This is a genomic window from Acinetobacter sp. V91_7 (assembly GCF_031799075.1).
Lineage (GTDB): Bacteria > Pseudomonadota > Gammaproteobacteria > Pseudomonadales > Moraxellaceae > Acinetobacter > Acinetobacter calcoaceticus.
This window is the reverse complement of the sequence record NZ_JAVQNT010000001.1, coordinates 14,178-27,964: the sequence shown is the minus strand read 5'-3', so window position 1 is coordinate 27,964 and position 13,787 is coordinate 14,178. Positions and strand designations below refer to the sequence as shown.

Annotated in this window: 14 protein-coding genes; 10 read left to right on the top strand and 4 right to left on the bottom strand. The window is 40.5% G+C overall.

Annotation, left to right across the window (positions count from 1 at the left end):
• Positions 1–138: 138 nt before the first annotated feature.
• The 4 genes from RMB03_RS00150 to RMB03_RS00135 all read left to right on the top strand — a co-directional run bounded on the left by RMB03_RS00150 (position 139) and on the right by RMB03_RS00135 (position 2,875).
• Positions 139–534 (top strand): DUF2007 domain-containing protein, encoded by a 396-nt coding sequence (locus RMB03_RS00150; RefSeq protein ID WP_311072968.1) that lies wholly within the window; start codon positions 139–141, stop codon positions 532–534.
• Between the two features lie 120 nt (positions 535–654).
• Positions 655–990: a GFA family protein gene (locus RMB03_RS00145; protein ID WP_311072966.1), complete on the top strand. Its 336-nt coding sequence runs from the start codon at positions 655–657 to the stop codon at positions 988–990.
• A gap of 20 nt (positions 991–1,010) precedes the next feature.
• Positions 1,011–1,574 carry a DUF4256 domain-containing protein gene (locus RMB03_RS00140; RefSeq protein WP_311072964.1) on the top strand — a complete coding sequence of 188 codons (564 nt, stop codon included), beginning with the start codon at positions 1,011–1,013 and terminating at the stop codon, positions 1,572–1,574.
• Positions 1,575–1,711: 137 nt separating this feature from the next.
• On the top strand, positions 1,712–2,875 hold the full coding sequence (locus tag RMB03_RS00135) for an acyl-CoA dehydrogenase family protein (protein WP_017391488.1): 1,164 nt from the start codon (positions 1,712–1,714) through the stop codon (positions 2,873–2,875).
• Positions 2,876–2,920: 45 nt separating this feature from the next.
• Here RMB03_RS00135 and RMB03_RS00130 read toward each other — a convergent pair whose 3' ends face one another.
• Together RMB03_RS00130 and RMB03_RS00125 are read right to left on the bottom strand one after the other, a co-directional pair.
• Positions 2,921–3,421: a GNAT family N-acetyltransferase gene (locus RMB03_RS00130; protein WP_311072962.1), complete on the bottom strand. Its 501-nt coding sequence runs from the start codon at positions 3,419–3,421 to the stop codon at positions 2,921–2,923.
• Positions 3,418–4,017 carry a TetR/AcrR family transcriptional regulator gene (locus RMB03_RS00125; RefSeq protein ID WP_311072961.1) on the bottom strand — a complete coding sequence of 200 codons (600 nt, stop codon included), beginning with the start codon at positions 4,015–4,017 and terminating at the stop codon, positions 3,418–3,420. Before RMB03_RS00125 ends, RMB03_RS00130 begins: the two co-directional genes overlap by 4 nt.
• A 185-nt stretch (positions 4,018–4,202) precedes the next feature.
• On the opposite strand from RMB03_RS00125, the gene RMB03_RS00120 reads away from it, so the two are divergent.
• The 6 genes from RMB03_RS00120 to RMB03_RS00095 are packed head-to-tail and all read left to right on the top strand — an operon-like array spanning position 4,203 to position 12,570.
• A complete protein-coding gene (locus tag RMB03_RS00120; protein WP_311072958.1) occupies positions 4,203–6,008 on the top strand; it encodes an acyclic terpene utilization AtuA family protein in 1,806 nt (601 codons plus the stop codon).
• Positions 6,009–6,028: 20 nt separating this feature from the next.
• On the top strand, positions 6,029–6,940 hold the full coding sequence (locus RMB03_RS00115) for an SDR family oxidoreductase (RefSeq protein WP_311072957.1): 912 nt from the start codon (positions 6,029–6,031) through the stop codon (positions 6,938–6,940).
• A 10-nt stretch (positions 6,941–6,950) separates the two neighbouring features.
• Positions 6,951–8,564, top strand: a complete 1,614-nt coding sequence (locus RMB03_RS00110) for a carboxyl transferase domain-containing protein (protein ID WP_311072955.1) — start codon at positions 6,951–6,953, stop codon at positions 8,562–8,564.
• A 42-nt stretch (positions 8,565–8,606) separates the two neighbouring features.
• Positions 8,607–9,764 (top strand): acyl-CoA dehydrogenase family protein, encoded by a 1,158-nt coding sequence (locus RMB03_RS00105; protein ID WP_056481856.1) that lies wholly within the window; start codon positions 8,607–8,609, stop codon positions 9,762–9,764.
• A 10-nt stretch (positions 9,765–9,774) separates the two neighbouring features.
• Positions 9,775–10,611 carry an enoyl-CoA hydratase-related protein gene (locus RMB03_RS00100; protein ID WP_311072952.1) on the top strand — a complete coding sequence of 279 codons (837 nt, stop codon included), beginning with the start codon at positions 9,775–9,777 and terminating at the stop codon, positions 10,609–10,611.
• A gap of 18 nt (positions 10,612–10,629) precedes the next feature.
• Positions 10,630–12,570, top strand: coding sequence for an acetyl/propionyl/methylcrotonyl-CoA carboxylase subunit alpha (locus RMB03_RS00095; RefSeq protein ID WP_311072950.1), 1,941 nt, complete (start codon positions 10,630–10,632; stop codon positions 12,568–12,570).
• A 109-nt stretch (positions 12,571–12,679) separates the two neighbouring features.
• Here the strand turns inward: RMB03_RS00095 and RMB03_RS00090 are convergent, their stop codons facing one another.
• Together RMB03_RS00090 and RMB03_RS00085 are read right to left on the bottom strand one after the other, a co-directional pair.
• The gene (locus RMB03_RS00090; protein WP_311072948.1) at positions 12,680–13,336 is read right to left on the bottom strand and encodes a hypothetical protein; all 657 of its coding nucleotides are present in this window, start codon (positions 13,334–13,336) and stop codon (positions 12,680–12,682) included.
• Positions 13,337–13,353: 17 nt separating this feature from the next.
• The gene (locus tag RMB03_RS00085) at positions 13,354–13,785 is read right to left on the bottom strand and encodes a ClpXP protease specificity-enhancing factor (RefSeq protein WP_311072947.1); all 432 of its coding nucleotides are present in this window, start codon (positions 13,783–13,785) and stop codon (positions 13,354–13,356) included.
• Between the last annotated feature and the right edge of the window lie 2 nt (positions 13,786–13,787).

The following is a 13,787-nucleotide window of genomic DNA, read 5'->3' as shown; positions in this document are numbered from 1 at the left end:
GCCAGCTCATTATTCTAAACACCCTCAACTTTACAGTTGAGGGTGTTTTTTTATGCTTGGAAAAGGGGAGTAATGCTTTAACTGCCTAAAAATGATATTTTTAGCCCATAACTCCCTTCTATTTTTTGAAATATACCTATGCAATGGATATTGGTTAAAACGTTCTCTTTTCCTTATGAAGCTCAAATTGCAAAAACTCAGTTAGAAGCTTTTGGTATTCCCGTATATATTGAAAATGAACACACTATTAATATGGATTGGTTTTATTCCAATGCTTTAGGTGGAGTTCGTCTATTAGTTCCAGCAGACTATGTTGAGGAATCAAAGGCTCTTCTTGAGAAGGACTTTAGTGATGAGTTAGAGCAAAAATTTGGAAAGAATAAAGAATGTTGCCCTTATTGTGGAAGTCGAGATATAGAAGCTTATACAAAAGGGAAAAAATCAACTTTTTTAGCTTTCATGTTCTTTGGTCTACCTTTATTCTCTTTTAAAGATGGTAGTAGATGTAAGAGGTGTCAATCTTTTTGGAGTTGATCATTATTTTAATTTATATGTTTGGGTGATGAAGAGAAAATAAATTCTACAAAATGATAAAAAATTGAAGTATTAAGAAGAATATTCTAAAAAATTAGAACGAGAAAAAGGAAAATAGGTATGGAATATAAAGGAAGTTGTTATTGTGGTCAGGTTAAATTTATTGTGGTATCAGAGGCATTATCTTGTAACTGTTCAATCTGTCAAAAGAAAGGCGCCTTATTTTGGTTCTTACCGAGTAATCAAGTTACGGTTTCTTTTGAATCTTTAGATATTTTAGCGAATTACACTTTTAATAAACATGTGATTAATCATCATTTCTGCAAAAATTGTGGTATTCACCCTTATGCTCAAGGTACAGACGCAAAGGGTAATGCTATCTTTGCTATTAATGTTCGATGCATAGATGATATGGATTTAGAAAAAATAAATTATTTTGATGGGCGTTCAGCTTAATAAATATAAGGATTTATCCAATGGTAATTAAAAAGCAATTAGCTCCAAAGCAAATAGAAACACTGATTGAGCTACTAAAAAATAGATTTGAAAAGAATTCACATCGCCATAGAGAAATAGAATGGCCGAGTGTGCAGACTAAACTAATTAAATCTCCTGACAAACTATGGTCATTGCAAGAAATGGAAAATACGGGAGGAGAGCCTGACGTGGTGGCTTATGAGCAGCAGAGTGATGAATATTTGTTTATGGATTGCTCTCCTGAGACACCAAAAGGCCGTAGAAGTCTTTGTTATGATCGTGAAGCTTTAGAGTCTAGGAAAGATCACCCACCTAAAAATAGTGCAATCGATATTGCTGTAGAAATGGGAGTCGAACTTCTAACAGAAGAGCAATATCATCAATTACAAAAGTTAGGTGAGTTTGATCTTAAAACATCAAGTTGGCTTGCAACTCCAGATGAGATTCGCCAACTAGATGGAGCACTTTTTGCTGACCGTCGTTATGGCCGTGTTTTTGTTTATCATAATGGTGCACAATCGTATTACGCGGTTCGTGGATTTCGTTGCTGTTTAAGAGTATAGACTTTGCATTTTAATAAGAATAATTGGGTTTGATGTTTTATGCCAAGAAATTGGAGATTCTTGCAACTTTTGATTGATGCCAAACATGCCAAGATATGCCTTGGAATTAAATAAAAAACATTAGGATATCTCTAAAAATGCAATCCAACCCAATTTACTATAATGAACAACACATTGCTTTTGCTGATAATGTTCGTCGATTTGTACAAAAAGAAATGGCACCTTTTGTCAATGAGTGGGATGAAGCCGAGACATTTCCAAGAGAACTATACAAGAAAGCTGCTGAGATTGGTTTATTAGGATTAGGGTTTTCTGAAGAATATGGTGGTATTCCAGATGCTGATCCATTCTATTCATTGCTGGCTGGTGTCGAAATGGCGAAGGCTGGCTCTGGTGGAGTACATATCTCATTGATGGTACATACCATTGGTGCACCACCGATTCAGCATTTTGGTAGTGAAGAATTAAAGGCTAGAGTTCTCCCGAGTATTATTTCTGGTGAGAAAATTTCTGCCTTAGCCATTACTGAACCAAGTGGTGGGTCAGATGTTGCTGCACTTCAGACTAAGGCTGTGCGAGAGGGTGATTATTATATTGTTTCTGGTGAGAAAACCTTTATTACTTCAGGAATTCGTGCTGATTATTACACCGTTGCGGTGCGTACAGACCCGACTAAATCGGGTGCTGAAGGTATTTCGATGTTGCTGATTGATGCCCAGAGTGAAGGAATCACTAAAACACCTTTAAAGAAAATGGGGTGGTGGGCTTCAGATACAGCACATTTGCATTTTGACCAAGTTAAAGTGCCTGTATCAAATCTTTTAGGTAAAGAAAATGCTGGTTTTAAAGTAATTATGAATAACTTTAATATGGAGCGTTTTTTCTTAGGTGTAGTGGCTTATGGTTATGCACTGGTGTGTTATGAAGAAGCTTTAGATTGGGCCCAGCAACGTAAAACATTTGGTAAGCGATTAATTGATCATCAAGTAGTTCGTCATAAGTTGGTGGATATGGCGACACAATTGACCTCAACACGGGCATTACTTGAAGAAACTGCATGGAAAATGACTCAACCTAAGTTGCAGGGGCCAGAGCTCGTAGCTCAAATTTCAATGCTTAAAAATGTTGCTACACGTACTATGCAATTTTGTGCTGACGCAGCTGTACAAACATTGGGTGGTATGGGCTTTATGCGTGGAACTAAGTCTGAACGTATTTATCGTGAAGTGAAGGTCAATATGATTGGCGGTGGCGCTGAAGAAATCATGAAAGATTTGATTAGTAAGCAGTTGGGTTATTAATTTTTGATAAGGTGGTGATTGTGCCACCGCATCTCATTCATAAGTTTATTGAAATGCTTCAATCCAGTCATAATTTAAAATCGCCCAACGTTCATGATCTTTCCACTCTTTTCCACCTACTCGAAGATATTGTCGAGAAAAGCCTTCTTTGATAAAACCTGCATTTGCAACCAGATGAATTGAAGCAATATTTTCAGGTTGTATGTTTGCTTCAAGTCTATGCAAGTTTAAATTTTCAAATGCCTCTTTGAGTAATAACTTTAGACCCTCTTTCATATATCCTTGGCCTCGATATGGATGAAATACTTCATAACCTAAGTAAGCCGAGTGAAAATAACCTCTGATAATATTAGAGATATTAAAAGTTCCTACAATTGTATGGTCTTTCTCTAAACAAACGAAATAACGATGTTCTTGTGCTAGGTAGTGTTGAAAGTCAGAGGGTGGATATGTCCACGGTTGATGTAATTGAACACTGCGCTCATAAGTTTCTTTAATTTCAGCCAAGTCATTTATTTGAGGTTTACGTAAATAGACTGAACTCATTTCAAAGCCATCTCCCAAACCATTTCGGTCAGTTCATCAATTTTGACCTTACCTTCAGGTTTATACCAAGTTACCGTCCATGAAATCGCCCCACCAACTAAACGTCGCCAAATAAAGGCATCATGCTTTATCTTGCCCTTTTTGCGTAACCTTTCAATAACATCTAACCAAATTTGCTCATATTCATTACGCATTTCCAATAGATAATCTTGTTTTTCTTTTGAAAGAGCAAACCATTCATAAACCAACACAGCCATGGCAGCACCTGTATCTCCAGTAATCGAGATGAGTTCTGCTTTAATTAGGGCACGTAATTGTTGCTCTGGATCTGTAGATTGAGTTGCTGCATCTTCTAAACGGGCTAGGTTATAAATGATGGTTTGCTCCATCACATGGGCAAGGATGTCATCTTTACTTTTGAAGTGATGGAACAAACTCCCCGATTGAATACCAATAAATTGAGCTAGTTCACGGACAGTAGTTTTGTCATAGCCTTGTTTGTGAAATAGGTACGCGGCACCTTGTAATAAACGACCACGTGGGCTGTCATCAAAGCAAGAGATATTTGGAATCTGTTCAATTGAAGTAGCAATCATGCGTGCGGTTTGACCCTTTAAATAAAATGAATACTGAAATTTTTTGCTAAATCTCACCATATTTCAGAATGATTATCGATTTTGGAAGATTTGGTCAACATCACAATAACATTTTGCTCTTTACAAACCAAGCGCTTGCTTGGTAATGTTGAGACTAATTTTTAAACAGAACAACGAGAAATAAGATGGCAAGTAATCAACAGGATGATGAGCGTGTCGTAAAGATAGGTTGTGCCTCCGGATTTTGGGGGGATACCAATACTGCTGCTTTTCAATTGGTGCATTTAACCGATATTGATTATTTGGTTTTTGATTATTTGTCAGAAATTACGATGTCGATTATGGCAAAAGCGAAAATGGTAGAGCCAAAACATGGTTATGCCTTAGACTTTGTTAGTCGAGTAATGGCACCTCTACTTAAAAAAATTGCAGAAAAAAAGATTAAGGTGATTAGTAATGCAGGTGGGGTAAATCCGCTTGCTTGTCGGGATGCTTTGCAAAAAATAATTAGTGAATATGGTTTAAACCTGAAAGTGGCTGTGGTTTTAGGTGATGATCTTTTAGCAAAGCAAGAACAGTTCAAACAACAAAATATTCAAGAAATGTTTAGCAACGAGCGTTTGCCAGATCAGGTGGCGAGCAGTAATGCTTATTTAGGTGCTGTGGCCATTCGCGATGCCTTGAACTTAGGTGCAGATATTGTGATTACGGGCCGTGTTGTAGATTCGGCTGTAGTGCTTGCTCCTTTGCTTCATGAATATCAGTGGTCGCTCGATGACTATGACAAGTTGGCGCAAGGATCATTGGCAGGACACGTGATTGAATGTGGCGCTCAATGTACAGGCGGTAATTTTACCGATTGGCGTTTGGTTCAAGGCTTCGACAATATGGGTTTTCCTGTGGTTGAAGTCAGTGAGGACGGCTCATTTGTAGTCACTAAACCGCAAGGTACAGGTGGATTGGTTTCTACCGCAACAGTTGCAGAGCAAATCGTGTATGAAATTGGCAATCCACAAGCCTATTTATTACCAGATGTGATTGCTGATTTTAGTCAGGTGCACCTAGAACAAATTAGTGAACATCGAGTGCGTGTGACTGGTGCAACAGGGCAAGCACCTACAGCACAATATAAAGTGAGTGCAACTTATCCTGATGGCTATCGGGTTTTAGTTAGTTTTCTAATCGCAGGGCGTGAAGCACCACAAAAAGCGCAAGTCATTGCCGATGCCATTTTAACTAAATGTGAGCGTGTGTTGGCCATGCGTTCAGTACCTCCTTTTAGTGAAAAATCTGTTGAAATTTTAGGCATCGAAAGTACTTATGGCGCACATGCCCAAGCATTAAATAGCCGCGAAGTGGTCGTCAAAATAGCTGTAAAGCACATGTTTAAAGAAGCTTGTATGTTCTTTGCATCTGAAATTGCACAGGCTTCAACAGGAATGGCTCCAGCCTTAGCGGGAATCGTTGGAGGACGGCCTAAGGCATCTCCAGTGATTAAGTTATTTTCATTTTTAATTGATAAAAATCAGGTCAATGTGGAAGTTGATTTTGATGGGAAACGTTATCCGGTTGAGATTCCTCAAGGAATTTCTACACAGCAATTCAATACCTTTGCAGCAGGTGAAACAGCAGTTTATCAAGCAGATGAAGTAGAAGTCCCTTTAATTGAAATTGCACATGCTCGTAGTGGTGATAAAGGCAATCATAGCAATATTGGGGTGATTGCGCGTAAAGCAGAATATTTACCTTGGATTCGTGCAGCACTCACAGAGCAAGCTGTTGCAAGCTATATGCAACATGTTTTGGATGCTGAAAAAGGACGAGTAATTCGTTATGAATTGCCGGGTTTAAATGCGTTGAATTTTATGTTGGAAAATGCCTTGGGTGGTGGCGGTGTTGCAAGCCTGCGTATTGACCCACAAGGCAAAGCATTTGCTCAACAATTATTGGATATGCCTGTAAAAGTTCCGGCAAATCTTTTAGAAAAATAAAATGAATGGATGAAATAAAGATGAGTTATCAATCAATTTTTAGACCTGATGCCTTTACCAATAAAGTCATTATTGTGACCGGTGGTGGCTCAGGAATTGGTCGCTGTACTGCACATGAGCTTGCCGCGTTAGGGGCTCAAGTCGTAATTACAGGACGAAAAATTGAAAAACTGGAAAAAGTAAGCCAAGAAATTACAGAGGATGGCGGACTCGTTCATTTTGTTGTGTGTGATAACCGAGAAGAAGAACAAGTGAAGAATATGATTGCTGAAGTGATTGAGAAGTTCGGCAAGCTTGATGGTTTAGTTAATAATGCGGGCGGTCAGTTTCCTTCGGCGTTAGAGAATATCTCTGCGAACGGCTTTGATGCAGTCGTGCGTAATAATCTGCATTCAACTTTCTATTTAATGCGTGAAGCTTATAACCAATGGATGGCAAAACATGGTGGCAGTATTGTCAACATGACTGCCGATATGTGGGGCGGCATGCCAGGAATGGGGCATTCAGGTGCTGCACGTTCGGGGGTTGATAACTTAACCAAAACAGCATCGGTCGAGTGGGGGAAATCTGGCGTTCGAGTGAATGCTGTAGCGCCGGGTTGGATTGTTTCATCAGGCATGGATAATTATAGCGGTGATTTTGCCAAGGTGATTATTCCAAGTCTTGCTGGCAATGTACCTCTAAAGCGTATGGGAACCGAGTCGGAAGTCTCATCAGCAATTTGCTATTTGTTATCTGATGCTGCGGCTTTTGTCTCTGGTGTGACCTTACGTATTGATGGGGCCGCATCACAAGGAACACGAATGTATCCGCTAAGCGATGCGACAAATAGCGAATCTTATAACGGTTTCCATCGTGCGTTTATCCCTGAAATTTTTAAAAAAGATAAGACTGAAAAAGCCGAGCAAAACAATAATTCAGGCTTGGAGTGAGGAATAAAGAATGACCATTCTCCAATCTGAAATTGCTGTAGGTAGTGAACAGTATCAAAAGAATAAAGATGCTCTACTTGCTCAGTTGAGTGAGGTCCGTGCAATTCAGCAAAAAAGTATTGATAAATCATACGCCGCTAAACCAAAGTTCGATAAAAAAGGCAAAATTTTGCCGCATGAACGTGTGCGGTTATTGCTAGATGCCGACTCTCCTTTCATCGAACTTTGTGGTTTGGTTGGCTATAACATGCATGATGATAAAGATGGCTCGGAAGCTGGGGGCGGGGTGATTGCTGGCATTGGTTTTGTTAGTGGTGTGCGTTGCCTAGTCTCTGCAAGTAATAGTGCAATTAAGGGAGGAACTATGTCGCCCATGGGTGTACAGAAAACCTTACGCTTGCAAAAAATTGCCTTAGAACAAAAACTTCCGCTGATTACGCTAACCGAAAGTGGTGGCGCTAACTTAAATTATGCAGCAGAAGTATTTACCTACGGTGGTATGACCTTTGCCAATCAGGCACGCCTTTCTGCAGAAGGTATTCCACAACTGGCTGTTGTACATGGTAATGCGACAGCAGGTGGTGCTTATCAACCTGGGCTTTCTGATTATGTCATTGCGGTACGTAAACAAACCGAAATGCTTCTTGCAGGTCCACCGTTACTTCTGGCTGCCACGGGTGAAGTTGCTACAGCGGAGGAATTGGGTGGAGCGGAAATGCACTCTCAAATTGCTGGAACCGCTGAATATTTGGCAGAAAATGATGCCGATGGTATTCGACTTGCACGTGAAATTTTTGAGCATCTGAACTGGAAAGAACAGATCAAACCAGTTGATGCAGTCTATAAAGAACCTCGTTACGATGCCGATGAATTATTGGGTGTGATTCCAAGTGATCCTAAACAACCATTCGATATGAAAGAAGTGGTAGCCCGAATTGTTGATGATTCAGATTTTCTTGAATTTAAACAGGAATATGATGATTTAACGGTTTGTGGCTGGGCAAAAATTGGTGGCTTGCATATCGGTATTATCACCAATAATGGTCCGATTCCCCCTCAAGGTGCGGCGAAAACAGCTCAGTTTATTCACCTGTGTGAACAGACACAGCGTCCGCTATTGTTCTTGCATAACACCACTGGTTTTATGGTGGGTACCGATGCAGAGCAAAACGGTATTATCAAACATGGTTCAAAATTAATTCAAGCTGTTGCCAATTGTACCGTGCCGAAAATTTCGATTGTGGTAGCTGGGTCGTATGGAGCTGGCAACTATGCGATGTGTGGACGTAGTTTATCGCCAGACTTTATTTTTGCTTGGCCAAACTCGCATGTTGCTGTAATGGGCGCCGCTCAGGCTGGAAAAGTCTTACGTATTGTGGCAGAAGGCAAGCAAAAAGCTTCAGGTCAGGAGCCTAATCCACAAATGCTCGATTTTCTGGAGCAAAGTACAGCCATGAAATTGGAACAACAGTCTACCGCACTTTTCAACACTGCCATGTTGCATGACGACGGCATTATTGACCCGCGAGATACCCGAAAATTACTGATTTTCCTTTTACAAACCATTTATGAAGCACAGCAGCGGACATTGAATCCAAGCCGTTTTGGGGTGTCTCGCTTTTAAGCAACTTTTACCGCAATTAAAAAAATTATCAGGAAGAATGTAATGAAATTTACTGCCGAACATGAAGCATTACGCCGTACAGCTCGTCAATTTGTTGAAAATGAGCTAAATCCGAATATTCCAGAATGGGAAGAGGCGGGTCGTTTCCCGATTCATGATGTATTTAAAAAGATGGGTGACCTTGGTTTATTAGGGATTTGTAAGCCTGAAGAAAATGGTGGTTTAGCTTTAGATTATTCTTATAACCTTGTTGTTGCCGAGGAAATTGGCCGTGCAGCTTGTGGGGGCGTGCCCTTAGCAATTGGTGTACAAACCGATATGGCAACACCAGCTCTCGCACGTTTTGGTCGTAAAGAATTACGTGATGAGTTTTTAACACCAGCCATTGCTGGGGAATATGTGGCATCGATTGCTGTATCTGAAGTTCATGCTGGTTCTGATGTGGCGGCAATTAAAACTACGGCTAAAAAAGATGGTGATGATTATGTGATTAACGGCAGCAAAATGTGGATTACCAACTCATTACAAGCCGACTTTTTCTGCCTTTTAGCCAACACTTCTGATGATAAACCACACGTCAATAAATCGATGATTATTGTACCCGCAAAAACTAAAGGCATCAGTTTTTCAGAACCTCTCAATAAATTAGGAATGCGTTCAACCACTACAGCACAAGTTTATTTAGATAACGTGCGTGTACCGCAGCGTAATTTAGTCGGTGCAGAAGGCATGGGTTTTATGATGCAGATGATGCAATTTCAGGAAGAGCGTCTGTGGGCATGTGCCAATTCGATTGGAGGATTGGAAACATTAATTCAAAAAACCATTGCCTATACCAAAGAGCGTACCACTTTCGGTCAGCCACTCATCAATAATCAATATATCCATTTCCGCTTTGCTGAACTTATGACTGAAGTGGAAGCACTAAAAGCATTAACCTACCAAGCGTGTGAACAGCATATTGCCGGTGAAGATGTCAGCATGCTGGCTTCAATGGCAAAACTGAAATCAGGACGTTTAACCCGCGAAGTGGCAGATAGCTGTTTGCAATATTGGGGTGGCAATGGCTTTATGTGGGATAACCCTGCATCTCAGCTTTACCGTGACGGCCGCTTAGGTTCTATTGGTGGTGGAGCCGATGAGATTATGTTGGGGATTATTTGCAAACTTATGGATATCTTGCCAAAAAAACAAAAATAAGGAATAAGCCATGACACTTTCCAAATCTCTACAAGCTTTAGATATTGATGACAGCATTCAATTAGAACAGGACGGTAGTATTTTATACCTCTGGTTAAACCGACCAGAGAGCCGTAATGCCATGAATTTGAATATGGTTAATGCGATTCAACAGGTCTTTGCTGCTATTCAAGATGATCTTTCGATTCGTGCGGTCATCATCCGTGGTGAAGGAGGAACTTTTTGCGCAGGTGGTGATATTAAAGATATGGCAGCTTTGAGAGTTGAAGCGAGCAATATCGGTAGCCTACAACCTTATGCTGATTTTAACCGCCGTTTTGGTGCCATGCTTGAACAAGTTGAAACCGCCCCACAGACGGTTGTGGTGATTTTAGAAGGGGCTGTTCTAGGCGGAGGTTTTGGTCTGGTATGTGTTTCCGATGTTGCGATTAGCCGTGACAATGCCCAGTTTGGATTGCCTGAAACTGGGCTAGGAATAATTCCTGCGCAGATTGCTCCTTTTGTAGTGAAGCGTATTGGTCTAACTCAGGCTAGACGACTTGCTTTGTTGGGGATGCGTTTTGAAGGACCTACGGCGCTCAGTGTCGGAGTAGTCCATCAGATTGCTCATAATGAATTAGAGCTAGAGCAGGAATTACAGGAAACTATTCAGCAAATTAAACGCGCTGCACCACAAGCTTCACGTGTGACGAAAGCACTATTACATCGAACACTCAATGAACCATTGAATCATTTGCTTGATGATGCTGCACAACAATTTGCTCAAGCGGTTGGTGGTGTTGAAGGGCAAGAGGGAACGATGGCTTTTATTCAAAAACGGTTGCCGAATTGGGCCGATGAGCAATAAAAGATAAGGATAAAAACAATGAAATTTTCAAAAGTACTGGTTGCCAATCGTGGTGAAATAGCAGTTCGGGTGATGCAGACAGCAAAGGCAATGGGTTATCAAACTGTGGCGGTCTATTCCGATGCAGACCGTAATGCTCGCCATGTGCAAGAAGCTGATGAAGCAGTTTATATTGGAGCTTCTAAAGTATCTGAATCTTATCTTTCAATTACCAAAATTATAGAAGCTTGCAAAAAAACAGGCGCGGATGCTGTACACCCAGGTTATGGCTTTTTGTCAGAAAATACCGATTTTGCTCAGGCCTGTATCGACAATCAAATTACTTTTATCGGTCCAACAGCTTCGGCAATTGAGTTGATGGGAAGTAAACGACTTTCAAAAATTGCCATGATTGAAGCGGGTGTACCTTGTGTGCCGGGCTACGAGGGAGATCGTCAAGACCTTGAATATTTGGCTACACAAGCAGAGCAAATTGGTTATCCGCTAATGGTGAAAGCTTCTGCTGGCGGTGGTGGTCGTGGTATGCGTTTGGTTCAGCAGTCATCCCAGCTTGTAGAGGCTTTACAAACTGCACGTTCAGAAGCTGAAAATGCATTTGGTTCAGGTGAGCTTATTTTAGAAAAAGCAGTGATTGCGCCGCGCCATGTTGAAATTCAAGTTTTTGGTGATACGCATGGCAATTATGTATATTTGTTCGAGCGCGATTGTTCGATTCAACGCCGTCACCAAAAGGTTGTAGAAGAAGCACCTTGCCCAGTCATGACACCCGAACTGCGTCAGCAAATGGGAGAGGCCGCTGTTGCTGCTGCCAAAGCATGTGCTTACGTAGGCGCGGGAACTGTTGAGTTTTTGCTTGATGCATCTGGTGCATTTTACTTTTTAGAAATGAATACACGCTTGCAGGTTGAGCATCCGGTCACTGAACTTATTACAGGATTAGATTTGGTCGAATGGCAATTGCGTGTCGCCAATGGCGAGCATTTACCATTGCAACAACATGAATTGTCTATCAAGGGCCATGCAATTGAAGTCCGTTTATATGCTGAAGATCCACGTCAAGATTTTTTGCCGCAAACAGGTCAAGTTCTACGTTGGAAGCCCACAATTTTGCCAAATGTACGAATTGATCATGGCATGTTAGCAACAGATGAAGTTAGCCCTTTCTACGACCCGATGGTGGCTAAAGTGATTGCATACGGTAAAACTCGAGAGGATGCGATTCGTCTGCTGGCTCGTGTTGTAGATGATTGTGTTTTGTTGGGCGTGAACAGCAATAAACAGTTCTTGGTTAATTTATTACGTCATCCGATCGTTGTCGCTGGTGATACGAATACCGCATTCATTCAACAGCATTTTCAAGATGACGACAGCTTACACTCTCAGGTTTTATCTTTAGAAACCTTGGCTATTGCCGCGGCATTATTTAGCCAAAGTAAAGGTACTGCGGTGTGGCAAACTGGACTTGGTGTTCCATTACCCTTAAAAATAAAATATGACGATCAGCAAATCCAGTTACAGCTTTCATCTGTAAATAACACATTCACGGTACAGCTCTGTGATCAAACTGTTTGTATTGAAGTCATTGAAAAGACAGACGAGCAGCTAACGTATTTTGTTGATGGTATACGCCGCCGTGTTCAATATGTTTTAGACGGTGATCAGCTTTATTTAGATCGAGACAATGGCAATGTTGCGATTCGCAATGTGACTTACGCTGCTCCAGAAACGGCTGATGTTACGGGAGATGGTAAAATTCGTGCGCCTATGGATGGTGCTGTGATTAATATCTTGGTCAATAAAGGCGATCAAGTCGTGAAAGGGCAAACCTTACTGGTACTTGAAGCTATGAAGATCCAGCAACAGATTAGATCTGATGTCGATGGTGTAGTCGAAGATATTTTAGGACAGCAAGGGCAACAAGTAAAAAAACGGCAAATGTTATTTACTATTCAAACTTAAGAGAAGAGTAATTTTCGTTACCGTTAACTACTATTTATTGATTTATAGAAGATGATTATTTAAATCAAAAAAAGGGAACATACGTTCCCTTTAATTATAAAAAACAAAATTAGACAAGCTGAGTATAAATACAATAGAGGTAGCCCAAAATTGCTAAAGCAACAACAGGGGCAATAATTTTTGACCATGTTGGTACAGAAATCTCGGCAGCTTGTTCTTCAATATGCATGTCATCATGATGAGGTTGGGCTTGGTGAACCATTTGGTTGAACTCCTTCATTGTTGTATCCAATGATAGCTCTTCTTGTTCCACAGGTTTAGAACCAATTAATTCATTTAGGTGGTTTGTTGACCAAACCCAATCTTCTGCCTGACCTGATAAATGTTCTATTTGGCCTAAAATTAATTCTTTTAGGCCATTATGCCCAAAACCACCAGTTTCATCGAGCTGGTTAAGTTCTGCCAATTGCAAAGTTAAAATTTCAGAAATACTCTGTTCTAATTCTGAATTTTTTAAAGTTGACTGGTTATGCTTAGAAGTTGTTAAATGGCGAGCAACTTCCTGAATATAAAGTGGATCTGCCGATTTTACTTCATGATAAATCTTATTGTCATCTTGGCGCCATAAACTAATCAGTTTTCCAAGCGTAAGAATATTCACCTCATCAATCAGTTTATTTTTTTCATTAACTGGATATTGATTTAAAAGCTGAGGCTTTTGAATTTTTATCTGCTCAGCAAAGTATTGGACTAAATCAAATGCCATGCTTTCTTCCTCTAAATTTAATCTAAAATTCTTAACGTTGGTTTTTTCTTGGTCGATGTTGTGTCAGCTTCTTGTACTTCTGGCTCTGCTATATTTTCTACAGGCGCTACATTGGCATATTCTTCAGGATCAAAGAATAAACCTTGCCCATTCTCACGTGCATAAATACCTAAAACTGCTTGAATAGGTACATAAATGTCTTTCGATGCCCCCCCGAAACGGGCAGAAAAAGTAATGGCTTCATTAGCAATAAGAAGTTGATGGACAGCATGAGGTACGATATTTAAAACGATCTGCCCATCTTTAACAAATTGCTGTGGAACATCTGTATGTGGCTGTGTCGCATCCACTAATAGATAAGGAGTAAGCTGGTTATCACAAATCCATTCATAGATTGCACGAGCAAGATAAGGACGTGTAGGGGTTAAATCAATAGGTTGCTCAGACATAT

Coding starts and splice junctions, on each gene's coding strand:
- RMB03_RS00085 (WP_311072947.1), bottom strand. CDS start 13,785: ATGTCTGAGCAACCTATTGATTTAACCCCTACACGTCCTTATCTTGCT.
- RMB03_RS00140 (WP_311072964.1), top strand. CDS start 1,011: ATGGTAATTAAAAAGCAATTAGCTCCAAAGCAAATAGAAACACTGATT.
- RMB03_RS00135 (WP_017391488.1), top strand. CDS start 1,712: ATGCAATCCAACCCAATTTACTATAATGAACAACACATTGCTTTTGCT.
- RMB03_RS00105 (WP_056481856.1), top strand. CDS start 8,607: ATGAAATTTACTGCCGAACATGAAGCATTACGCCGTACAGCTCGTCAA.
- RMB03_RS00120 (WP_311072958.1), top strand. CDS start 4,203: ATGGCAAGTAATCAACAGGATGATGAGCGTGTCGTAAAGATAGGTTGT.
- RMB03_RS00110 (WP_311072955.1), top strand. CDS start 6,951: ATGACCATTCTCCAATCTGAAATTGCTGTAGGTAGTGAACAGTATCAA.
- RMB03_RS00150 (WP_311072968.1), top strand. CDS start 139: ATGCAATGGATATTGGTTAAAACGTTCTCTTTTCCTTATGAAGCTCAA.
- RMB03_RS00100 (WP_311072952.1), top strand. CDS start 9,775: ATGACACTTTCCAAATCTCTACAAGCTTTAGATATTGATGACAGCATT.
- RMB03_RS00130 (WP_311072962.1), bottom strand. CDS start 3,421: ATGAGTTCAGTCTATTTACGTAAACCTCAAATAAATGACTTGGCTGAA.
- RMB03_RS00090 (WP_311072948.1), bottom strand. CDS start 13,336: ATGGCATTTGATTTAGTCCAATACTTTGCTGAGCAGATAAAAATTCAA.
- RMB03_RS00095 (WP_311072950.1), top strand. CDS start 10,630: ATGAAATTTTCAAAAGTACTGGTTGCCAATCGTGGTGAAATAGCAGTT.
- RMB03_RS00125 (WP_311072961.1), bottom strand. CDS start 4,017: ATGATTGCTACTTCAATTGAACAGATTCCAAATATCTCTTGCTTTGAT.
- RMB03_RS00145 (WP_311072966.1), top strand. CDS start 655: ATGGAATATAAAGGAAGTTGTTATTGTGGTCAGGTTAAATTTATTGTG.
- RMB03_RS00115 (WP_311072957.1), top strand. CDS start 6,029: ATGAGTTATCAATCAATTTTTAGACCTGATGCCTTTACCAATAAAGTC.